Source organism: Chromohalobacter nigrandesensis, assembly GCF_023061285.1.
In the GTDB taxonomy this organism is placed as follows: Bacteria; Pseudomonadota; Gammaproteobacteria; order Pseudomonadales; family Halomonadaceae; genus Chromohalobacter; species Chromohalobacter nigrandesensis.
The window spans coordinates 311,077-333,901 of the sequence record NZ_JAKGAM010000001.1 but is presented as its reverse complement, the minus strand read 5'-3'; the positions used below and the strand labels follow the sequence as shown (position 1 = coordinate 333,901).

The following is a 22,825-nucleotide window of genomic DNA, read 5'->3' as shown; positions in this document are numbered from 1 at the left end:
CTATGCAGACTGAAGCACTCAAAACGCTGGTAATGGACACGCTCGAGGAACTCAAGGCACGCGATGTTGCCGAACTCGACGTCGCCTCGCTGACCAGCGTCACCGACACCATGATCGTTGCTAGCGGTACTTCGAGTCGACACATCGGCGCCCTGGCCGAGAGCGTGGTGGAGACAGTCAAGGAATCGGGATGCCGTCCTCTGGGTGTCGAAGGCCACCAGGGAAGCGACTGGGTCCTGGTCGATCTGGGTGATCTCGTGGTGCACGTCATGTTGCCCGAGACTCGTCAGCTATACGACCTCGAGCGTTTGTGGTCGGATCTTCCCAGCGATGGCGTATCCGTCGAGGAGGCGCTTGGCGAGGTGCGTGGATGAAACTGCGTGTGCTTGCTGTGGGGACACGCATGCCTGGCTGGGTCACGCAGGGCGTCGATGAATACCTCAAGCGGCTGCCGCGTGATTTCAGCGTAGATATCGTCGAGATTGCGCCCGGCAAGCGAGGCAAGAACGCCGATGTGGCCCGTGCGATTCAGGGTGAAGGCGATGCCATGCTGGCAAAGCTGCGCGATCAGGAGCGTGTCATCGCATTGGATGTCGAGGGTCGAAGTTGGAGTACCGAACGATTGGCCGCCAATGCCGAGCAATGGCGTCAGGACGGCCGCGATGTGGCGTGCCTGGTGGGCGGACCGGACGGACTCGATCCACGTCTGTTGGCGCGGGCCGAGCAACGTTGGTCGCTCTCGGCATTGACGTTGCCTCATCCATTGGTACGTATTTTGCTGGCCGAACAGCTGTATCGCGCCTGGACCTTGTTGGCCGGCCATCCCTATCACCGATGAGCGACGGGGCTCGATGCCTGCTCAGCGGCCACCTTCCACCTTCCCGCCTGTTATCGGGGACCCATGCGTAAACACCGCGATCCAATCAAGGATACCGCTCGAGAAGTCCGTGTATTCCGGGCTCGCTCGATACTGGCGGCATTACTCGTCTTATTGATGGCCGGGGGGCTGGGTGCTCGTCTTTTCTATCTTCAGGTCGTCGAACATGATGTCTTCACCACGCGTTCCGAGAAGAACCGCGTGCGCGTCGAACCGTTGCCACCGACCCGGGGACTCATCTACGACCGCCAAGGAGAGTTGGTAGCCGAAAACCGCCCAACCTATAACCTGACTATCGTTCGTGAGCGGGTTGATGATATTGATGCCACCCTTGACCGAGTAGTCGATATCCTGGGACTGGACGATACGCAGGTCGAGACGTTTCGCAAACGCTCGCGTCAGCGTCAAAGGCCCTATCAACCGGCATTGCTGATGAGCGATCTCAACGAACGACAGATCGCGCGATTGGCCGTCAATCGTTACCGGCTTCCGGGGGTCGAGGTGGAGGCGCAGTGGATGCGTCACTATCCCGATCCCCGGATCATGTCACATGTACTGGGCTATGTAGGGCGAATCAACGAGCAAGAACTGGCCTCGCTTGATAGCGGCAACTATGCGGGCACGCATTATATCGGCAAGACCGGTATCGAAAAGGAATACGAAAAAGCGCTGCACGGGCAGGCCGGCCTGCGCAAGGTGGAAACCAACGCCCGCGGTCGTGTGCTGCGCGAGCTCGAGCGTATATCGCCAAAACCGGGCAAAGACTTGACGCTGACCATCGACACGCGGCTGCAACAGATGGCTTACGATTTGTTGGATGGGCGGCGTGGCTCCATCGTTGCGATTCAACCCCAGACCGGTGACATTCTGGCGATGGTCTCCGCCCCAGGGTTCGATTCCAACAAGTTCGTGACCGGGATTTCCTACAAGGACTATCAGGCGTTGCAACAGGATCTTGACCTGCCGCTGTTCAATCGGGCGGTGCGCGGCCATTATCCGATCGGGTCCACCATCAAGCCGTTCGAAGCTTTGGCGTCGCTACAAAACGGGGTTGTAACACCCGATGAAGTCATCTATGACCCTGGGTATTACAAACTGCCGAATGGGACGCGCCGTTACCGTAACTGGTTGCGCTGGGGGCACGGGCGTGTCGACCTGGAGCGCGCCCTTGCCGTTTCCAACAATACCTACTTCTACACCGTGGCGCATCGCCTGGGCATCGATGCCTTATCCGGCTTCATGCACAAGTTCGGGTTTGGGGAAGTCACCTCGTTGGATGTGCAGGGTGCCTCGTCGGGGCTGGTGCCGTCGAGAGAGTGGAAGCAAAAGCAGCTCAATCAAGCTTGGTATCCCGGTGAGACATTATCGGCGGGTATCGGTCAGGGGTATTGGAAGGTGACACCACTTCAGTTGGCGACGGCCGAGGCGACACTCGCCAATCGAGGGCGCTGGGTACGTCCCCATTTGGCCAAGCGCGTCGGTGAGACCTCGATCGAACCGCCTTTCAAGAATACCAAGAGCGATGTGAAGCTCGACAAGGATGTCTGGTGGGACGACGTCTTCAGCGGCATGCAGAAAGTCGTCAGCGGCAGTGAGGGGACGGCGCGTCACATTGGCAAGGGGCTCAAGTATGAAATGGCGGGCAAATCGGGTACGGCGCAGGTGTTTTCCCTGGGGCAAAATCAGAAGTACGATGCTGACGAGCTCCAGGAGCGCTTGCGCGATCACGCGTTGTTCACGGCGTTCGCCCCAGTGGATGACCCCCAGATTGCGATTGCTGTGATCGTCGAAAACGCCGGGGGCGGTAGTTCGCATGCCGCAGGTCTGGCTCGCGCCCTGGCAGACGAATGGCTCCTGTCGGATGACGAGAATACCCATCAAGCTGAAGAGCTCATCGAGGAGGGCGTCGAAGTTGAAGGCACTTGAATGGCGTCGCTTAAGTCGGGCATCGGCTGATGGCATGGGGCGCAAGCGCTCTCTCTGGTCGCGCCTTCATCTCGACCCCTGGTTGCTCTTGCTGCTGCTGAGCCTGATGGGGGCGGGGCTGGTCGTCCTGTATAGCGCCAGTGGCATGAGTCTCGCCGTCACGCTAGGGCAGGCGTCGCGTTTCGGTGTGGCCTTGCTGGCCATGTTCGTGATCGCCCAGTTTTCGCCAAGTACGTTGTGCCGTTGGACCCCCATTGGCTACTTCATAGGGGTAGCCATGCTCGTGGCGGTGGAGGTGATGGGCGACATGGGGATGGGAGCGCAGCGCTGGCTAGAGATTCCCGGGTTGCTTCGCTTTCAGCCTTCCGAGTTGATGAAACTGGCGGTGCCCATGATGGTCGCGGCGTACCTCTACAAGAGACCGTTACCGCCGAACATGCGCGACCTGCTGATCTGTGTCTTGATCATCGGTGTGCCGGTGATGTTCATCATGCGTCAGCCTGACCTGGGGACATCATTGCTGGTCGCGTGCGCTGCGGTGTTCGTCATCTTTCTAGCAGGATTGTCATGGCGCGTGATCGGGTTGCTTGCGGTGCTGGTGGCATCGGCGTTGCCGCTATTATGGTTCAACATGCATGAATACCAACGCCAACGCGTGTTGACTTTTCTCAACCCCGAAAGCGATCCGCTGGGGACTGGCTGGAATATCATCCAGTCGAAAACGGCCGTCGGCAGCGGGGGCGTCTTCGGCAAGGGGTGGGGCCTGGGTACTCAATCTCAGCTGGAATTTCTTCCCGAGCGCCATACCGACTTCATCGGCGCCGTGCTGGGAGAGGAGTGGGGGCTGATCGGGATGCTGGTCTTCCTGGCCCTCTATGTGCTCATCGTCGGGCGCGGGCTGTTTCTCGCCAGTACCGCCCAGGATACCTTCGGGCGCTTGGTCGGTGGCAGCATCGTGCTGACGTTCTTCATCTATGTCTTCGTCAATATCGGTATGGTCAGCGGCATCTTGCCTGTCGTCGGCATACCGCTACCGCTGGTCAGTTTTGGCGGTACGTCCAGCGTGACCTTGCTGGTCGGTTTCGGTATCCTCATGTCCGTTCATACCCACCGACGGTTGTTGCCGCGCTAGGCAGAGCGCGACGCAGAGAGGAAGCGACGACAGCCCAGGGTCAAGGAGTAAGAGCCTGATGAAGTGGAAGAGTGCGCGGTCCCATTGGCGAGGGTTTGTCCCGGCAGCTTTGTTACTGTGCGGGGTAGGTCTTTTTCCGTCGGCGCATGCGGCCGAAGAGTTCGATCCTGCTTCGCACGCTGACATCCGCAAGTGGGTCGATGGCGTATCGGGAGACGGTATTTCTCGTGATGACGTCACCCAAGCCTTGCGCCACGCCCAGTTTCGCCAGGAAGTGCTGGACGCCATGCAGGGGGCGGCGGAGCGTCGCTTGAGTTGGCATGAATATCGCGACATCTTCGTGCAGCCCAAGCGTATTCAAGAAGGCGTGGCGTTCATTCGTGAGCACCGTGACGCTTTCGCGCGTGCCGAACGCGAATACGGTGTGCCGCCTGCCTACATTGCCGCGATCATCGGTGTCGAGACGCGCTATGGTCAGCACAAGGGGCGTCATCGTGTGCTCGATTCGCTCGCGACGCTGGCGTTTCATCACCCTTCACGTGGCGAGTTCTTTCGTGGTGAACTGGCGGCGTTTCTCGAAATTACCCTGGATCAGGGGATTTCGCCGGAAGCCCCCAAAGGCTCCTATGCCGGTGCCATGGGCTACCCGCAATTCATTCCGACCAGTTACCGCGCGTATGCCGTCGATTTCGATGACGATGGTCGGCGCGATCTGTGGGACGATCCTGTGGATGCGATCGGCAGCGTGGGCAATTACTTTGCCGAGCATGGGTGGCGTCGGGGAGCGCCGGTGGTGACGCCCGCCGATGGCCCCGAGACACCTCCGCAGACGATCGACTTCAATCGCACGCGTGCGCCTTACATGACATTGGCGGCTCTTGCCGATGCCGGTATCCAGCCGCGCGGTGAGCTCGACGCGTCGCATGTCATTCCACTGTCTCTGGCACTCGAGTCGGGTGATTACCGCTATGCGCTGGGGCATGAAAATTTTTATGTGATCACGCGTTATAACCACAGTTACCTATATGCGATGGCCGTCACCGAACTCGCGGCAGATATCCAGGCATTGCTCGACAAGGATGATGCATGAAAATCGGTGGTGCGCTTGTGTGTCTGTTGATGCTGTTGGTGGCAGGGTGCGCCAGTGACGGCGGCGGTGGTCGTTATGCGCAGCAAAACGATGCTTATCCGGACGCGCCGCCCGATGTGTCGGATGTTCCCGATGCGGTACCCAAGGATGAGCCGCTTGCCAAGAGCGGCAATCGCTCCACGTATGAGGTGTGGGGCGAAACCTATCATGTGCTGTCCGATCCCAGCGGCTATGTGGCAGAAGGCGATGCGTCCTGGTATGGCACCAAGTTCCAAGGCTACGATACCGCCAGCGGCGAACCTTACGACATGTACAAGATGTCGGCGGCGCATCGCACGCTACCGCTGCCGACCTATGTCCGCGTGACCAACCTCGACAATCGGCGCAGTGTCATCGTGCGTGTCAACGATCGTGGCCCGTTTCATGGTGATCGGCTGATCGATCTGTCTTATGCTGCTGCGGCACGCTTGGACATCTTGGGACACGGAACGGGACATGTGCGGGTGGAAGCCATTGACCCCGAGCAATGGGCCGAGCAGCATAAGCGTTCCAACGCGTCGGCATCCCAAGGTGAGGTGGCCAAGGCGTCTTCGGGCGCACCGGTTCAAGAACCGGGTGAGAAGACAGTGGATGAAGCACCGACCGCCGAGGCGCCCCAGCGAGATCGTGTCACCGAGCGAGAGGGCGATGCGGCACAATATGTTCAGGTCGCGGCTCTGAGTTCCGCGGCAAGGGCCAAGGCGTTGGAAAAGCGCTTGCAAGAACAAGTATCGCGTCCGGTACGCGTAAGGGAAGAGGCGTCCGTGTATCGCGTTCAGGTAGGGCCTGTGCGTGATGCGTCGCATCTTGAGTCCATCAAAGCGGAACTGCAAGCGGCGGGTTTTGATCAGTCGTTTGTCGTTTCCGCTACCGAGTAACCCCGCTTAGCGAGAAAAGTTGTCATGAAAGTGTTCGCCCGATCGTCATTGTTACGTATTGTTTTATTGGTCACGCTAGGTGTCGGTGGTCTCACCCCTGTGGCGCAAGCCGAGGATCCCCCCAAGCCCTCGCCGGTCCCGTCTTCGATGGTGCCTTCGCCGCCTCAATTGTCGGCAACCGCTTGGGTGCTGATGGATGCCGATAGCGGCAAGATCCTGGTCGAGCACAATGCTGAAAAGGAACTGCCGCCGGCGAGCCTGACCAAGATGATGACCGCCTATATCGTCGAGCGCGAAATCGACTCCGAGAACATCGATGCCAACGATGAGGTGACGATTAGCGAGAATGCCTGGCGCACTGGCGGTTCGCGTATGTTTCTCAATCCGGGTACCAAGGTAAGCGTCGATGACTTGCTCAGGGGCGTCGTGATTCAGTCGGGCAATGACGCCAGCGTTGCGCTGGCGGAGCATATTGCGGGGAGTGAGGATGCCTTTGCCGATCTCATGAATCAGCAGGCCTCGCGTATGAATCTCAAGCATACGCATTTCATGAACCCCACCGGCCTGCCGCACGACGATCATTACGCGTCGGCACACGACCTGGCGGTCATCGCGCAGCACATCATCGAGGACTATCCCGATCACTACGAGGTGTATTCGGAGAAGTATTTCACCTGGAACGATATCCGTCAGCCTAACCGCAACCGCCTGTTGTGGCGTGATCCCAATGTCGATGGGTTGAAGACGGGGCATACCGAAGCAGCCGGCTATTGCATGGTGGCGTCCGCCAAGAAGGACGACACACGCCTGGTGGCTGTGGTGATGGGTACCGATTCCGACGAGGCACGGGCTCAAGAGACTCAGAAGCTGTTGAGCTACGGGTTCCGTTTCTTCGAGACCAAGCGGCTTTACGAAAGCGGTGCCGTGCTCAACAAGCCGCGTGTCTGGGGCGGTGATAAAGACGCGTTGCGCCTGGGTGTGGCCAACGACGTTTATCTGACCGTGCCGCGTGGACGCAGCGACGAATTGAACGCCCAGCTCGATATCCAGAAAACCATCGACGCGCCGGTCGAGCAAGGGGAGCAACTCGGCACGCTGAAGATCAAGCTGGATGGTGAAGTGCTCGACGAGCGTCCCCTGGTGGCGCTGGAATCAGTCTCCGAGGGTGGTTTCTTCAAGCGTCTCTGGGATAGCGTATTGCAATTCGTGAATGGATTTTTCGACTGATCGCGTTGGGTTGGCTTGAGGGCCAAGCGTTGCGAAAGTTTCGCCCTTGGTCGATACGCTAAGGTTGAGTAGAATACTCGGAAATATCATGCCGAGCCCATGTGAGGCCGTTCTCCATGCAACAGAATTCACCAACCGAGCAGGGTGCATCGCAAGATGCACCCAAGATCGAGTTTCCCTGCCAGTATCCCATCAAGATCGTCGGTGACGCGGCCCCGGACTTCAAGGTCACGGTGGTCGACATCGTCGAGCAACACTCGCCTGGCTTCGACCGTCGCAGCGTGCGCATGGTCGATAGTCGCAATGGCCGCTTCCAATCCGTGCGTGTCGTCATTCACGCCACCGGACAAGACCAGCTCGATGCACTGTTCCGCTCGCTGAAGTCGACGGGGCGTGTGCATATGGTGCTGTAGGTGGGGGTGCGCGAGGAAAGCTCGCCGGTGCAGTTGCATCGCTTCGGACGTCGCGCCTATGAGCCGGTTTGGCAGGCCATGCGCAAGCTTACCGACGAACGCGATGCCGCTACGCCCGATCAATTCTGGCTGGTGGAGCACGAACCGGTGTTCACGCAGGGGCAGGCCGGCAAGCCCGAGCATCTGCTCATGCCCGGTGATATTCCGGTGGTTGCCACCGACCGTGGTGGGCAGGTGACGTATCATGGGCCGGGCCAGATCGTGCTTTATCCGCTGATCGACGTACGCCGTGCCAAGCTCGGCGTGCGGGAGCTGGTGTCTGCGCTCGAGAACACGGTGATCGCATTGCTGGGCGACTATGGCGTGGAGGCGCATGCCCGCCCGGATGCGCCGGGTGTCTATGTCGGCGAGGCCAAGATCGCCTCGCTCGGCTTGCGTATTCGGCGCGGTGCCAGCTTTCACGGCGTCGCGCTCAACGTCGATGGCGACTTATCCCCCTTCCAGCGCATCAATCCCTGTGGCTATGCCGGCATGAGCATGACGCGGCTTGCCGATCTGATCGACGCCTGTCCGGATAGCGAAACGCTCGCCGTCGAGCTGGCAGAGCGTCTGGCGCGAACGCTGGGACGAAGGCTCGTACCGGCTGCCACCGATAACGCCTGACGGCCACAGAGCCTGTGTGCGCTGGTTCAGCGTTAGATCGGTCGGTGGATTTCAAGACAAACGGCCCGCCGTGGACTGAGTCCACGGCGGGCCGTTTGTCTTGGGACACCGGGTCTTGGAAAGTGTCGCGACTAGCCGACGTTGACGGCCGCGATGCGGTCGGGATCGGGCGATTGACCGGGCACCTCAGCAGGAGCGGCTAGCCCCAGGTTGTTCTTCTCGAACACTCGGTCGGCGCGATAGCTGGAGCGCACCAGCGGTCCTGACGGCACTTCCATGAAGCCTTTCGCCAGGCCCTGCTGGCGGTAGTGCTCGAATTCGTCGGGCGTTACCCAGCGTTCCACCGGCAGGTGGTTGCGGGTCGGTTGCAGGTATTGGCCCAGCGTCACGATGTCGACGCCGATGGCGCGCAGGTCATCGAAGGTCTCGAGGATCTCTTCTTCGGTTTCGCCAAGCCCTAGCATGATACTGGTCTTGGTGATGATCTCGGGACGATGGCGCTTGGCATGTGCGAGTACGTCGAGGGTCTTGCGATAACCGGCACGCGGGTCGCGCACGCGCTCGGTCAAGCGCTCCACGGTCTCGACGTTCTGGGCGAACACTTCCAGGCCGGAATCGACGACCCGTTCGACGGCGCTTTGGATGCCATCGAAGTCCGGCGTCAGCGCTTCCACCGCCACCTGGGGCGTACGCGCCTTGATCGCGCGAATGCAGTCGGCGTAGTGGCTGGCACCCGCGTCGGGTAGATCGTCGCGGTCCACCGAGGTGAGTACCACGTAACGCAGTCCCATCAGCTCCACCGACTCGGCGGTGTTCGCCGGTTCCTCGGGGTCCAGCCAGCCGCGCGGATTGCCGGTGTCGACGGCGCAGAAGCGGCAGGCTCGGGTACATACCGAGCCCATCAGCATGATGGTGGCGGTACCGTTGCTCCAGCATTCACCCATGTTCGGGCAGTGGGATTCGGCGCAGACGGTGCTGAGTCGGTGCTCCTTCACATTGCGTTTGACCGCCTCGAAGCGTTCGCCGCCGGGCATCTGGACGCGTAACCACGAAGGCTTGCGGCCGCCGACGCCATCGCCTGCGGATTGCTCGCGTGACTTCATGCCATCCTTGATGGCGGCGATGCCCTGGTCGTTGCGGTATTTCTTGCCGCTGATGACGCGTTGGGTAGGAGTGTCGCTCATAGCGTGAGCCTCTCTGCAAGTCCGGCCGACGGCGCCGAGGCGACGCTACCACAAAAGAAGGGGAAGGGCGTCGGTCGACGTTTCCGGGGGGCCTGGCACGTCTGATGATGCGTGAATTGATGCGCCCAATATACCACAAAAGGCGTAGTGCTGGACAGGCTGGCGAGGGCGCGTCGTCAGTGTCTAGGACGGCGCCTGGCCGCAGGCGATGCGATATCACGCCCGGCCGATGCCGGGCGTGTCGCATTGTGCAGGGGCGTGTCAGTGATGAATGTCACGCCTCGGGCATGGCACTCAACACCAGCTTGCCTGTGGTATGACCGGTCTCGAGGCGGCGATGGGCTTCCCCGAGATTGGTCGGCGTCAATGGGCCGACGATGTCGCTGAGCGTGCTGCGCAGGTGACCGCTATCGAAGTGCTCGGCCAAGGTGGCCAAGATGCGGCCCTGGTGGGCGATGTCGGCGCCGTGCAACGGCCGTGCGAACATGAATTCCCAACTAAAGGTCACTGCTTTGCCTTGCAGGGCGTTGAGGTCGACGCTCTTCTGGGTTTCGGCGATGGCCACGATGTGGCCCAGGGGACGAATGAGCGTGGTCATGTTCTCCCAGTGGTCGCCGATATCGTGGCAATTGAAGATATAATCGACCTGCTCGTGACCGGCCTTTTGCATGTTCGCCACGAGATCGTGGTGATCGACGACCTCATGCGCGCCCATGCGCCGGCACCATTCGATGGAGATATCGCGCGATGCCGTGGCGATGACCTTGATCCCAGTCAACTGACGGGCCATTTGTGTCGCGATCGAGCCGACGCCGCCGGCACCGTTGATGATCAGCAGGGTCTGGTCTTGGTGGGTATCGTCGCCCTGCGCGAGCTTGAGCTTATCGAACAGCGCTTCCCAGGCGGTGAGTGCCGTCAACGGCATGGCGGCCGCTTCTTCGGCGCTTAATTTGCTCGGTGCCTTGGCGGTAAGACGTGCATCGACGAGTTGATACTCGGCGTTGCAGCCAGGGCGCTCGACCTCGCCGGCGTAGTACACGCGATCTCCCGGGGCGAAATGCTCGACATTGGCGCCGACGCGCTCCACCCGGCCCACGGCATCCCAGCCGAGGACGTTGTGCTGGTCGCTAGGCAGGAAGGCGCCCTGGCGAATCTTGGTGTCCACCGGATTGACCGATACCGCGTCGACGCGCACGAGGAGGTCCCATTCGCCGGGAGTGGGCATCTCGCGTTCGTGGAGCTCGAAAGCGTCTAGGGGCGCTGCCTGAGGCTGGCCGGTGGTAGCGACTACTTGCATGACTGACTCCCTATAAAAAGCGAAACGTAATGACACTGCCCCCTAGATGAGGGCCGTCAAGGTGGGAGTCAAGTCAAGCGTGGCCGATTCAGGGCGTACAGGCGAAGCTGGGGCCGGGTGCGGGTACCAGCGGCGCCTTGAAGTGCGCGTTCAGCTCGGGCAGCAGTTCACGCACGAAGCGCAGGAAAAGCTCGGTCACCGGCGTGGGATAGCGATCCTTGGGATGCACGGTGCACCAGGAGCGGCGCAGCGGGAAGCCGGGCAGCGTGGGTGACGCCAGAAGCCCCGAAGCGAGCTCGAGCTGGACCGCCAGCCGCGGCAGCACGGCGACCCCGAGGTGCGCCATGACGCCCTGCTTGATCGCCTCGTTGGTGCCAAGCTCCAGGGTATGACGTAGCGATACACGTTCACGGGCGACGAAGTCCTCGAACGCGGTGCGTGTCCCCGAGCCGGGTTCGCGCATCAGTACGTAATAGCGCGTGAAATCCTCGAGTGTGGGCGAGTCGGCCGTCAGCAACGGATGCCCGGGCCACACCACGGGAATCATTTCGTTGTCGAGGATCGGCATGAAGGCGAGGTTGGCGTCCTCGGGGACCATGCCCATGATCACCAGATCGTCGCGTCGCTCGGCAAGACGCTCCAGGGCCTGACCGCGATTGCAGACACGCAGGCGCACCTGGACTTCCGGGTAGCGAGCACGAAAACGCGCCAGGATGTGCGGCACGACATACTGCGCGGTACTGACGGCGGCGAGGTTGAGCTCGCCGCGAATGGTCCCCGCCAGCTCCGAGAGTTCCATCTGCAGACTGGAAACCTGACCGAAAATCGATTGTACCGAGGCAGCCAGCGCATCGGCAGCAGGCAGCACGTGCAGGGTCTTGCCCGCGTACTTGAAGAGTGGTTGCTCGAGCGCCTGCTCGAGTTGGCGGATCTGAGCGCTGACCGCAGGCTGCGTGAGACCGAGTTGTTCGGCCGCACGCGAGTAGGATTGCTGCCGGTGCACGGCCTGGAAAACCTGCAATTGGCGAAAGGTCAGGCGATTGAGCAGATTGGGTCGTGACATGACGCCCCCCGGCGTTGTCATAAGCTATTGCTTATAGCTTGGCAAAAAAATATCAATTTTTCTATTGGTCCTTCGGTGGGTAGCGTGGGAGCACGGTAATAACAAGCACTCAGCGACCCAGAGGGCGCCACGCTGACACGCTGTGTCGACGCGACGTCCGCAACCGGAGGGCAGACAGTGTTAAAGAAACTTCTCATCGCCAATCGCGGCGAAATCGCTGTACGCATTGTACGCGCCTGCGCTGAGATGGGCATCCGCTCGGTGGCGATCTACACCGAGCCCGATCGCTTCGCGCTGCACGTCAAACGGGCCGACGAGGCGCATTTCGTCGGCGAGGATCCGTTGGCGGGATATCTCGACCCACGACGTATCGTCGACCTGGCCCGGGAGACCGGCTGTGATGCGATTCACCCGGGCTACGGCTTCCTCTCGGAAAACGCCGACTTCGCGCGTATTTGCGAAGACGCCGGGCTGGCTTTCGTGGGGCCGAGCGCCGATGTGATCGCGCGGATGGGGGACAAGACGGCGGCACGTGCGGCGATGCGCGATGCGGGTGTACCCGTTACACCGGGCTCGGAAGGCAATCTCGATACCTGCGAGGAGGCGTTGGCGCTGGCCGATACCATCGGCTACCCAGTGATGCTCAAGGCGACCTCGGGCGGCGGCGGGCGAGGTATTCGCCGTTGCGATACGTCGGCGCAACTCGAGCAGGCCTGGGAGCGCGTGATCTCCGAAGCGACCAAGGCGTTCGGCAGTGCCGATGTGTTCATGGAGAAATGCGTCGTCGAGCCGCATCACATCGAGGTGCAGATCCTGGTGGACAGCGTCGGCAACGTGATCCACCTCTTCGAGCGCGATTGCTCGATTCAGCGTCGCAATCAGAAGCTGATCGAGATCGCGCCGAGCCCCCAGCTCACTCCCGAGCAACGTGCCTACGTCGGCGAAATGGCAGTACGCGCGGCCAGCGCGGTGGGTTATGAGAACGCCGGCACCGTGGAGTTCCTCGTCAAAGGGAACGAGGTTTACTTCATGGAGATGAATACCCGCGTACAGGTCGAGCATACCATCTCCGAGGCGATCACCGGGGTGGATATCGTACGCGAGCAATTGCGCATCGCCGCGGGACTCAAGCTCGCCTATCGCCAGGAAGACATCCGTCACCATGGCTATGCCATCCAGTTTCGCATCAACGCCGAAGACCCCAAGAACGACTTCTTGCCTTCGTTCGGGCGTATCACACGCTATTACGCACCGGGCGGACCTGGGGTGCGCACCGATACAGCCATCTATACCGGCTATACCATACCGCCGTACTTCGACTCCATGTGCTTGAAGCTGATCGTGTGGGGCATGAGCTGGGAAGAAACGCTTAATAGAGGAATACGCGCCCTCAACGATATGCGTCTACAGGGGGTCAAGACCACCGCGCCTTATTATCAGGAAATTCTTCGCCACCCCGATTTCCGCAGCGGGCACTTTGATACCGGCTTTGTGCCCAATCATCCCGAATTGCTCGATTATTCAGTCAAGCGCAATCCCGAAGAAGTCGCCCTGGCGATTGCCGCTGCCATCGCCGCTCACGCCGGTCTATAAGGAGATACCCATCATGAATGCCGTATCATCTTCCCAGGTCAATATCACCGACGTCGTGTTACGCGACGGCCATCAATCATTGATCGCCACGCGTCTGCGCACGGAAGACATGCTGCCCGCCTGCGCCAAGCTGGATGCCATTGGCTACCATTCCCTGGAAGTCTGGGGCGGGGCGACGTTCGATGCCTGCGTGCGCTTTCTGAAAGAAGATCCGTGGGAGCGCCTGCGCGCCTTCAAGGACGCGATGCCCAACACGCCGCTGCAGATGCTGCTGCGTGGCCAGAACCTGCTGGGCTATCGCCATTATGCCGACGATGTCGTCGAGCGCTTCGTCGCCAAGTCCGCGGAAAACGGCGTCGATGTGTTTCGTGTCTTCGATGCGCTCAACGATCTACGTAACCTGGAAACCGCCATGCGTGCGGTCAAGGCTAGCGGTAAGCATGCTCAAGGCACGATCTGCTACACGGTGAGCCCGGTACACACCCTGGCAATGTACGTGGACCAAGCCAAGCGTCTGGTCGACATGGGCGCCGACTCGATCGCCATCAAGGACATGGCGGGGCTGCTGACGCCGTATGCAACGGGCGAGCTGGTGGCGGCATTGGTCGAGGCGGTGGACGTGCCGGTTCATCTGCATGCCCACGCCACCTCGGGATTGGCGCCGATGTGCCACCTCAAGGCCGTGGAAGCGGGGTGCCGGCATATCGATACCTGTATCTCGGCATTCGCCGGGGGCACCAGCCACCCATCGACGGAAGCCATGGTCGCCGCCTTCCAGGGCACTGAATACGACAGTGGCTTGGACCTCGAAGCCCTCAAGGAGATCGGTGACTACTTTCGGGGCGTGCGCCAGAAGTATGCCGCCTTCGAGAGCGAGTTCACCCGCGAGGATGTTTCGGTACAGATCAATCAGGTGCCGGGCGGCATGATGTCCAACCTCGCCAATCAGCTCAAGGAACAGAACGCGCTGTCCAAGATCCGCGATGTGTTCAACGAGATTCCCCGCGTGCGCGCCGATCTCGGTTATCCGCCCCTGGTGACGCCGACCTCGCAGATCGTCGGCACCCAGGCGGTGATGAACGTGCTCACCGGCGAGCGCTACAAGACCATCACCAACGAGGTGAAGCGCTATCTCCAGGGCGGTTACGGCCATCCACCGGCGTCGGTGGACGTAGATGTGCGCCGCCAGGCCATCGGCAATTCGCCGGTGGAAGAGGCGCGCCCCGCCGACCGTTTGAATCCTGAAATGGCACGACTGAAGAAAGATATCGGTGAACTGGCCGAGGGCGAGGAAGACGTGCTGACCTACGCCATGTTCCCCGAGCTGGGGCGCGATTACCTGCAGGGGCGTCGCGACGGCTCATTGGTGCCGGAGCCGGTTCCCGTCCCCGACGCCGGAGACGCCAGCCGGCCGGTGACCGAAGGCGTACCCACCGAGTTCGTCATTGACGTGCACGGCGAGTCCTACGAAGTGCAGATCACCGGCGTGGGTGGTAACAGCGGCGGCAAGCGCCAAGTCTACCTGACGCTTGACGGCATGCCGGAAGAGGTCGTCTTCGAGGCCAAGGACGCCTTCGTCGGTGGTGAGACTGCGGGGCGCGCACGTGCCTCGCAACCTGGACACGTCACGACTTCCATGCCCGGCAACATCGTCGACGTGCTGGTTGCCAAGGGCGATCGTGTCGAGGAAGGCCAGGCGGTGCTGATCACCGAGGCGATGAAAATGGAAACCGAGGTCCAGGCGCGGGTCTCGGGCACCGTCGAGGCGGTCCACGTTGCCAAAGGCGACCGCGTGACGCCAGGTGAGGTGCTGATCGAGATCGCCTGACGGGAACGTTGCTCATGCCCGTGGCACCTGGCGATTCGGTGCCACGGGGCTGGCGGCTGCCAACCAAGCGGCGTGCATGGGAAACATGAAGGGCGCTTCTGGTCACGAATTGTTGCACTGCAATATCGTGCGTAACCCGAAAACGCGTGTCTGGCATGTGAAATCGACGCATGCCGCCAATACGTGGCATGCGTCGCGGTGCTTCAAAGCGGCAAGCTAGGTGCAGCTCGCCGGCGAGAGCGCTACTCAATCAATGTCGTCGCCTACTTGAATGATCTTCATGGTGTTGGTGCCGCCATGTGCATTCATCTGGTCGCCACGCGTAAGGATGACGTGATCGCCCTGCTTGACGATGCCCAGCGCAATGAGGTTGTCCACGGCGTAGCGGTTGAACTCGGTGGGCGCGAGACGTTGCGTGTCGAAAGGCAGCGAGACGACCCCACGATATAGTGCCATGCGACGCTGGGCGACTTCGTTGTGCGCCAGGGCGACGATCGGCAAGCCCGAACGAATGCGCGAGGCGATCAGCGGCGTATAGCCGGTGGCAGTCATGCACACGATGGCTGATACCCCGGTGAGATGATTGGCGGCGTACATGGCCGATAGCGCCACGGTTTCATCGATACGGGTAAAGCCTTCGTGAATGCGATGCTGCGATTGCTGCGCGGCGCGCTCGCGCTCGGCGCCCAGGCAGAGACGATCCATCGCCTTGATGGTTTCCACGGGATAATCGCCGGCAGCGGTCTCGGCGGAGAGCATGACGGCATCGGTGCCATCGAGTACCGCATTGGCGACGTCGAAGACCTCGGCACGTGTCGGCAGCGGTGATTCGATCATCGACTCCATCATCTGCGTCGCAGTGATCACCACCTTATTAAGGGTACGCGCATGCTGGATGATGCGTTTCTGCACGCCGATCAACTGGGCGTCGCCGATTTCCACGCCCAGGTCGCCCCGCGCGACCATGACCGCCTCGCTGGCACGGATGATGTCGTCCAGGGTGTCGTTGTCGGCAACCGCCTCGGCACGCTCGATCTTGGCGACCAGGCCGATCTCGCTACCCGCTTCGCCGAGCAGGTCGCGGGCCAGGCGCATGTCGTCGCCATGCCGCGGAAAGGACACGGCCAGGTAGTCGACGCCGATATCGATGGCGGTCTTGAGATCCTCGCGGTCCTTGTCGGTCAGTGCGGCAGCAGACAAACCGCCACCTTGCTTGTTGATGCCCTTGTTGTTGGAGAGCTTGCCGCCGACCTTGACCGTGGTGTGGATCTTCGGGGCCTCGACGCGTTCGACCTGCAGTTCCAGGCGGCCATCGTCGAGTAGCAGGACATCGCCCGGGGCGACGTCATCGGCCAGGTCCTGGTAATCGCAGCCCACGCGCTGGGCATCGCCGGCGTCACGCTCGAGAGAGACGTCGATGACGAAGGGTTGGTCCTGCTCGAGCGTGACCGCCTCGTCCTTGAAGCGCGCGATACGAATCTTGGGGCCTTGCAGGTCGCCCAGGGCAGCGACGGTGCGACCGACGCGTGAGGCCGCGTCACGCACCGCCTTTAGCCGCCGCCGATGATCGTCTGCAGAACCGTGGGAGAAGTTGAGTCGTACCACGTCAACGCCTGCGGAGATCATGTCTTCGAGGACCTCCTCGCGGTCGCTGGCCGGGCCTAGGGTCGCGACGATCTTGGTGCGGCGAATCGGACCGTGAAACGCATTCTGCATGGAATTCTCCTTGGCCTCATGAAAGGTAGTAGCGGCTCCGTGCGAGCCATGTCGTTATTTTACTACATTGTGCCTCATCGTCTCGACAGGTGCGATGTTTCCGGGTTGCGAACGTCAGATTAGCATTTTTTGCATGACGGGCATGCCTCTAGGTTGGGTGACACTGGAGACGCTTGCCAATGACACTGCCAAGGGGAAATTCGAATGTGGGTTTGCTTGCCGTTGGCAAGGCGTCGCGTCTAGTGTCTTTCAGGCGAGTGGCGTTAAGACCGTCATGGACCTGGCTGGAAGGGCGTGTCGCGACGGACTGGCGCGACACGAGGCGCTAAGGTAGGGTAGGCGCATTTTTCGCCGGGCGGTTTCCCGGTCACGACATCACTGCCGACGCCCTGACAGAGAGCGTTGGCCATTCGAGCGGAGCTTTATGGGCAAGTCACTGGTCATCGTGGAGTCGCCGGCCAAGGCCAAGACGATCAACAAGTATCTCGGCAACGATTTCGTGGTGAAGTCGAGTGTCGGGCACATCCGTGACTTGCCGACGAGTGGCAGCGGCAAGAATGCCACCGATCCCAAGGAGCGGGCCCGTCAGGCAGCGGCGACACGCAAGATGTCGCCCGATGAAAAAGCCACCTATAAAAAGCACAAGCAGTGGAACCAGTTGGTGCGGCGCATGGGGATCGACCCCGAGCATGGCTGGGATGCCAATTACGAGATTCTGCCGGGCAAGGAAAAGGTCGTCGCCGAGCTCAAGAAGCACGCCGAGAAGGCCGATGCCGTCTATCTCGCGACTGACCTGGACCGCGAAGGGGAAGCCATTGCCTGGCACTTGCAGGAAACCATTGGCGGCGATGCGTCCCGCTATCGTCGCGTGGTCTTCAACGAGATCACCAAGAATGCCATTCAGGAGGCGTTCAAGACGCCCGGCGAGCTGGACCTGTCACGCGTCGAGGCGCAGCAGGCACGGCGTTTTCTGGACCGTGTCGTAGGCTTCATGCTGTCGCCATTGTTGTGGAGCAAGATCGCGCGGGGACTGTCGGCGGGCCGGGTGCAATCGGTGGCGGTGCGCCTGATCGTCGAGCGCGAGCGTGAGATTCGTGCTTTCGTCCCCGAGGAATTCTGGGATGTGCATGCCGATCTGGTACCTGAAAAGGCCGATACGACGCCGATTCGCTTCGAGGTGGCGCGTCATGAAGGCCAGGCATTTCGCCCCACCTCCGAACAGGAAACGCTGGAGCGCATCGTACCGCTGCGTGAGGCGGCGCTGGCGATCACCGATCGTGATACCAAGCCGACGCGCTCCAAGCCGAACGCGCCGTTCATTACCTCGACGCTGCAACAGGCGGCCAGCGGACGTCTCGGCTTCTCGGTGAAGAAGACCATGACCCTGGCGCAGCGTCTTTACGAGGCGGGTTACATCACCTATATGCGTACCGACTCCACCAACCTCTCGCAAGACGCGGTGGACAGTGCCCGGGCGTATATCGACGAGCATTTTGGTCAGGCCTATCTCCCCGAGACCCCCAACCGTTATGCCAGCAAGGAAGGGGCGCAGGAAGCTCACGAAGCGATCCGTCCTACCGAGGTGACGCAGAATGGCGATGAGCTTGCGGTGGAGCGTGACGCTCAGCGTCTTTATGAGTTGATCTGGCGCCAATTCGTGGCCTGCCAGATGGTGCCGGCGGAATATCTGGCGACGACGTTGACCGTCGAGGCCGAAGGGTTCGAACTCAAGGCGCGTGGCCGGGTGCTCAAGTTCGACGGTTACACGCGGGTGATGAAGCCGGCGGGCAAGAAAGAAGACGACCAGGCACTGCCGGATCTCGAGAAAGGGCAGTCGATGGCCCTGCAGGCACTCGACCCTCAGCAGCATTTCACCAAGCCGACGGCGCGTTATACCGAGGCGAGCCTGGTCAAGGAGCTCGAAAAGCGGGGGATTGGGCGGCCTTCGACTTACGCTTCGATTATCTCCACGATTCAGGATCGCGGTTACGTCAAGCTCGAGAGTCGGCGTTTCTATGCCGAGAAGTTGGGCGATATCGTCACTGACCGGCTGGCCGAATCGTTCAGTGACCTGATGGATTACGGCTTCACCGCACGCATGGAAGATCACCTCGACGAGATTGCCACCGGTAACCGCGAATGGCGTGAGCTGCTGGATGCCTTCTACGCCGAGTTCAAGGCCAAGCTCGAGCATGCCGAAGCCGAAGAGGGCATGCGTCCGAACCAGCCGGTGCCGACGGACATCGACTGCCCCACTTGTGGCCGCAAGATGCAGATTCGCACGGCATCGACCGGTGTCTTCCTGGGGTGCTCGGGATACAACCTGCCACCCAAGGAGCGTTGCAAGACGACCATCGATCTGATTGCCGGTGACGAAGCCGTGGCGTCGGATGCCGATGAGGAGGCTGAAACCGAGGCCTTGCGGGCCAAGCACCGCTGCCCGGAATGTGGCACGGCGATGGACAGCTACCTGATCGATGAAACGCGCAAGCTGCATATCTGCGGCAACAGTCCCGATTGCAGCGGATACGAAATCGAGCAGGGCAAGTTCCGTATCAAGGGTTACGACGGTCCGGTCATCGAATGCGACAAGTGCGGCAGCGAGATGCAGCTCAAGTCCGGACGTTTCGGCAAGTACTTCGGCTGTACCAACGAGAGCTGCAAGAATACCCGCAAGCTGCTCAAGAGCGGCGAAGTCGCGCCGCCCAAGATGGACCCGATTCCCATGCCCGAGCTGGCCTGCCAGAAGGTAGAGGATCATTACGTCTTGCGCGATGGTGCCAGCGGCTTGTTTCTGGCGGCGAGCCAGTTTCCCAAGAACCGTGAAACGCGGCCACCGCTGGTCAAGGAGCTCAAGGCGCACCGCGATGAGCTACCCGAGAAGTATCATTTCCTGCTCGACGCGCCGGTGGAAGATCCCGAGGGACGTGACGCGCAGATTCGCTTCTCGCGCAAGACCAAAAGCCAGTACGTGATGAGTGAACGTGACGGCAAGGCCAGCGGCTGGCGGGCCGAATTCGAAGACGGAAAGTGGCGGATCGAGGACAAGCGCAAATGACACCGAGAGGTCGTACCAATCAGCTGCTCTATCATGCCCAGCTGTTATTGGATACCGCCTGGGCCGACGACGAGCATACCGATGCCCGGCGCATGGCGCATGAAGAAGGCGCTCTGGCGACGCTGGAGCTGGCACTCAATGCGGCCCTGCGTGAGCTGACCGAGCATGCGCAACTCTCGCATCACGATTGGCGCGAGCTGCTGGCCGATCAAGGCCCGGCACTCGAGGGTGTCGGGCAGTTGCGCGAGCTGGCGCGACGTGAAGATAGCTGGCTGGCGCGCTTGCTGGCGCATCTCGAGTCTTTGCATGACGTCGAGGGCGCGTCGCGTCGCCGTGCCGGCGGTTCGGGCGTGATCGCCAGCGCCTCGGGCATGGCCTTGTCCGAAGAGCTTGATGCATGTATCGCGGCGTTCAAGATTCAGCTTGACGAACTGCGCGAGACCAGCGAGGAGTGGTGACGCCGCATGCATGCGGTGGTATCCTGACGTCAATGAAAAGAAACGACCATGGCGTTTGCCTTGGTCGTTTTTTATTGGGACAAACGGGAGAATATAGCGTGTCCGATACCGCGATTCTGGAAATCGTCGAGCTTGCCGATGGCGAAGTCGTGCTTAGGCCTTCCGAAACCGACAGCGAGCCATTGGTGAGCATTCGCTTCTCGGAGGAGGCGCTGGATCTATTGCGTCAGAGCCGCTTCGAGGTGGCGCGTCAGATGATCGACCATGCGATCACGCGCACGCGCCTGTGGGAAGGCAATGAAGAAGAGTCGCAAGAGGCCCCCGAAACGGTGCATTGAGGCGCGTCGCTCGATGATCGACACTGGTGTTACTGATAGACGCCCGACTGCCGATAAGGATCGGACGTTATCGTGTACACCATCATGAATATCTTTCATACTCACTTGAAGTATATGCAGTGGTCATGACCGCTGTGGCGCGGCAAAGTGAGCCCCCTAATCTTCGAGCCGAGAGTCGAGAAACGCTATGAGCCAGTATCAGCCTCCATTTCGTGCCGACACCGTAGGTAGCCTGCTGCGCAGTGACGAGCTCAAGCAGGCGAGACGTCGTTTCCACGCCGGGGAAACCGACTATGCGGCATTGCGTGATGTCGAAGACGCCGAGATTCGGCGTGTCGTCGCCAAGCAGGAGGCGTTGGGCCTCAAGGCGGTCACCGATGGCGAGTTCCGTCGCGCTTGGTGGCATTTCGATTTTCTCGAAGACCTCAAGGGCGTAGAAGGCTATAGCTCGGATCAAGGGATTCAGTTTCAGGGCCGTCAGACGCAGGCACGCAGCGTGCGCGTGATCGACAAGCTGGGTTTCGATCCCCAGCATCCGATGCTCGATCACTTCCGTTTCCTGGCGGACACGGTCGGCAAGGCAACGCCGAAGATGACGCTGCCGAGTCCGAGTGTGCTGCACTTCCGTGGCGGCCGCCGCAATATCGACAGTAGTGTCTACCCCTCCCTGGATACCTTCTTCGCCGACCTGGCCGATACCTACCGTGACGTGGTCAAGCATTTCTATGCGGCGGGCTGTCGTTATCTTCAACTCGATGACACGGTGTGGGCGTATCTATGCTCCGAGAAGGAACTGGCGGCGGCACGTGAGCGTGGCGAGGATGCCGATCGTCTGCAGCATATCTATGCCGAGGTGCTCAACCACGCGCTGGCCGAGCGTCCCGATGACCTGCATGTCAGCCTGCACGTCTGCCGGGGCAACTTTCGCTCCACATGGATCAGCGAAGGAGGGTATGAGCCGGTTGCCGAGACGCTGCTGGGGCGTGTCGATGTCGATGCCTACTTCCTCGAATACGACACCGAGCGGGCGGGCGGTTTCGAGCCGCTGCGTTTTCTGCCCGAAGGTCACAAGCAGGCCGTCCTGGGGCTGATTACCAGCAAGAGCGGTGAGCTCGAGCCTGCCGATACGGTCAGCGCTCGCATTGCCGAAGCGTCGCGCCATGCGCCGCTTTCCCAGCTTTGTTTGAGCCCGCAGTGCGGCTTTGCCTCGACCGAGGAAGGTAATTTGCTCAGCGAAACGCAGCAGTGGGACAAGCTGCGCCATGTCGTGGATATCGCCAAGGCCGTCTGGCAAGACTGAGTCTTGCTGTGCTGATCTGTTGTTCGCCTCTGCATGCTCGCATGTGGGGGCGTTTTATTGACTGGGCTCGCGTGACAGTTCAATGAAGGCGATGCGGATGGAGCGCTAAGCGTTGAATCATTCTGTGATGTAACGGTAAATCATCGCTTCTATAGTGGGAATTATGACGTCTAGCGGCGTCAGAAGTGTGTCCATTCGGCGACGAATAGGGATCTCTGGACCCCTTGATCATGGGCACTGTAGGAAAATTTACCGTTTATCAGGCAATTGATATTGGCGAGATTAGCGGTATTCGTATTATCCTGTGGGCGGTACATGAGGGACCTGATGTATCAGGGCTTCATCACCACACACAGAAAGGTTTTCAAGGAGAACGCAGATGTTGTCCAACAGCAAGAACACGCTCAAGCTTCTGGTCGCTGCTGGCTCTCTGGCCGTGTTGGCCGGTTGTGCTTCTGGTCAAGAACAGATGAAGAGCGATATCGATCAGGCGCAGGCTGACGCGTCTGAAGCCAAGAGCATGTCTCAGCAGGCAATGAATGCTGCCGAGAAAGCGCAGCGCGATGCGAATGCCGCTCTCGAAGCGACTCAGCGCAACCGTGCCGAGATGGATCGTATGTTCGAGAAGTCCATGCGCAAGTAATGCGTAGGCAGTGTGGGGCCGGCGTCTCAACGTCCGGTCCAGAAAAGGGCCCCGCCATTGGTGGGGCCCTTTTCGTTTGTAACTGACGGGGATGACGCCCCC

20 protein-coding genes are annotated in these 22,825 nt (G+C 60.7%); 16 read left to right on the top strand and 4 right to left on the bottom strand.

Annotated elements, in window-relative coordinates:
- The first annotated feature begins 2 nt into the window (after positions 1-2).
- The 9 genes from rsfS (at position 3) to lipB (ending at position 8,245) form a co-directional block, all read left to right on the top strand.
- On the top strand, positions 3-374 hold the full coding sequence (gene rsfS, locus L1073_RS01585; protein WP_246896494.1) for a ribosome silencing factor: 372 nt from the start codon (positions 3-5) through the stop codon (positions 372-374).
- Complete coding sequence (gene rlmH, locus L1073_RS01580) at positions 371-838, top strand: 23S rRNA (pseudouridine(1915)-N(3))-methyltransferase RlmH (RefSeq protein WP_246896493.1); 468 nt, start codon at positions 371-373, stop codon at positions 836-838. The genes rsfS and rlmH overlap by 4 nt, the downstream gene beginning before the upstream one ends.
- A 63-nt stretch (positions 839-901) precedes the next feature.
- The gene (gene mrdA / locus L1073_RS01575) at positions 902-2,803 is read left to right on the top strand and encodes a penicillin-binding protein 2 (protein ID WP_246896492.1); all 1,902 of its coding nucleotides are present in this window, start codon (positions 902-904) and stop codon (positions 2,801-2,803) included.
- A gap of 34 nt (positions 2,804-2,837) precedes the next feature.
- Complete coding sequence (gene rodA, locus L1073_RS01570) at positions 2,838-3,935, top strand: rod shape-determining protein RodA (protein WP_246896491.1); 1,098 nt, start codon at positions 2,838-2,840, stop codon at positions 3,933-3,935.
- A gap of 58 nt (positions 3,936-3,993) precedes the next feature.
- On the top strand, positions 3,994-5,025 hold the full coding sequence (mltB, locus tag L1073_RS01565) for a lytic murein transglycosylase B (protein WP_246896490.1): 1,032 nt from the start codon (positions 3,994-3,996) through the stop codon (positions 5,023-5,025).
- Positions 5,022-5,942: a septal ring lytic transglycosylase RlpA family protein gene (locus L1073_RS01560; RefSeq protein ID WP_246896489.1), complete on the top strand. Its 921-nt coding sequence runs from the start codon at positions 5,022-5,024 to the stop codon at positions 5,940-5,942. Before mltB ends, L1073_RS01560 begins: the two co-directional genes overlap by 4 nt.
- 24 nt (positions 5,943-5,966) lie before the next feature.
- On the top strand, positions 5,967-7,169 hold the full coding sequence (locus L1073_RS01555; RefSeq protein ID WP_246896488.1) for a D-alanyl-D-alanine carboxypeptidase family protein: 1,203 nt from the start codon (positions 5,967-5,969) through the stop codon (positions 7,167-7,169).
- 116 nt (positions 7,170-7,285) lie between these two features.
- Complete coding sequence (locus L1073_RS01550) at positions 7,286-7,582, top strand: HP0495 family protein (protein ID WP_246896487.1); 297 nt, start codon at positions 7,286-7,288, stop codon at positions 7,580-7,582.
- A complete protein-coding gene (gene lipB, locus L1073_RS01545; RefSeq protein WP_343322439.1) occupies positions 7,583-8,245 on the top strand; it encodes a lipoyl(octanoyl) transferase LipB in 663 nt (220 codons plus the stop codon). It begins immediately after the preceding gene.
- 131 nt (positions 8,246-8,376) lie between these two features.
- Here the strand turns inward: lipB and lipA are convergent, their stop codons facing one another.
- From lipA to L1073_RS01530, 3 genes are all read right to left on the bottom strand, one after another.
- Positions 8,377-9,429, bottom strand: coding sequence for a lipoyl synthase (gene lipA, locus L1073_RS01540; protein WP_246896486.1), 1,053 nt, complete (start codon positions 9,427-9,429; stop codon positions 8,377-8,379).
- Between the two features lie 274 nt (positions 9,430-9,703).
- Positions 9,704-10,726, bottom strand: coding sequence for a zinc-binding alcohol dehydrogenase family protein (locus L1073_RS01535; RefSeq protein WP_246896485.1), 1,023 nt, complete (start codon positions 10,724-10,726; stop codon positions 9,704-9,706).
- Positions 10,727-10,814: 88 nt separating this feature from the next.
- Complete coding sequence (locus L1073_RS01530) at positions 10,815-11,789, bottom strand: LysR family transcriptional regulator (protein ID WP_178998154.1); 975 nt, start codon at positions 11,787-11,789, stop codon at positions 10,815-10,817.
- Positions 11,790-11,966: 177 nt separating this feature from the next.
- Here L1073_RS01530 and L1073_RS01525 point away from each other — a divergent pair, with 177 nt between their 5' ends.
- Both L1073_RS01525 and oadA read left to right on the top strand, forming a co-directional pair.
- On the top strand, positions 11,967-13,382 hold the full coding sequence (locus L1073_RS01525; protein ID WP_246896484.1) for an acetyl-CoA carboxylase biotin carboxylase subunit: 1,416 nt from the start codon (positions 11,967-11,969) through the stop codon (positions 13,380-13,382).
- A gap of 13 nt (positions 13,383-13,395) precedes the next feature.
- Complete coding sequence (oadA, locus tag L1073_RS01520) at positions 13,396-15,210, top strand: sodium-extruding oxaloacetate decarboxylase subunit alpha (RefSeq protein WP_246896483.1); 1,815 nt, start codon at positions 13,396-13,398, stop codon at positions 15,208-15,210.
- Positions 15,211-15,456: 246 nt separating this feature from the next.
- Here oadA and pyk read toward each other — a convergent pair whose 3' ends face one another.
- Positions 15,457-16,926 (bottom strand): pyruvate kinase, encoded by a 1,470-nt coding sequence (gene pyk / locus L1073_RS01515; RefSeq protein WP_246896482.1) that lies wholly within the window; start codon positions 16,924-16,926, stop codon positions 15,457-15,459.
- Positions 16,927-17,350: 424 nt separating this feature from the next.
- On the opposite strand from pyk, the gene topA reads away from it, so the two are divergent.
- The 5 genes from topA (at position 17,351) to L1073_RS01490 (ending at position 22,723) form a co-directional block, all read left to right on the top strand.
- The gene (topA, locus tag L1073_RS01510; RefSeq protein ID WP_246896481.1) at positions 17,351-19,984 is read left to right on the top strand and encodes a type I DNA topoisomerase; all 2,634 of its coding nucleotides are present in this window, start codon (positions 17,351-17,353) and stop codon (positions 19,982-19,984) included.
- The gene (locus tag L1073_RS01505; RefSeq protein ID WP_246896480.1) at positions 19,981-20,442 is read left to right on the top strand and encodes a DUF6586 family protein; all 462 of its coding nucleotides are present in this window, start codon (positions 19,981-19,983) and stop codon (positions 20,440-20,442) included. The genes topA and L1073_RS01505 overlap by 4 nt, the downstream gene beginning before the upstream one ends.
- A gap of 98 nt (positions 20,443-20,540) precedes the next feature.
- On the top strand, positions 20,541-20,780 hold the full coding sequence (locus L1073_RS01500; protein ID WP_246896479.1) for a hypothetical protein: 240 nt from the start codon (positions 20,541-20,543) through the stop codon (positions 20,778-20,780).
- Between the two features lie 187 nt (positions 20,781-20,967).
- Positions 20,968-22,080, top strand: coding sequence for a cobalamin-independent methionine synthase II family protein (locus tag L1073_RS01495; RefSeq protein WP_246896478.1), 1,113 nt, complete (start codon positions 20,968-20,970; stop codon positions 22,078-22,080).
- Positions 22,081-22,459: 379 nt separating this feature from the next.
- On the top strand, positions 22,460-22,723 hold the full coding sequence (locus tag L1073_RS01490; protein WP_075367878.1) for an Lpp/OprI family alanine-zipper lipoprotein: 264 nt from the start codon (positions 22,460-22,462) through the stop codon (positions 22,721-22,723).
- The last annotated feature ends 102 nt before the right edge of the window (positions 22,724-22,825 follow it).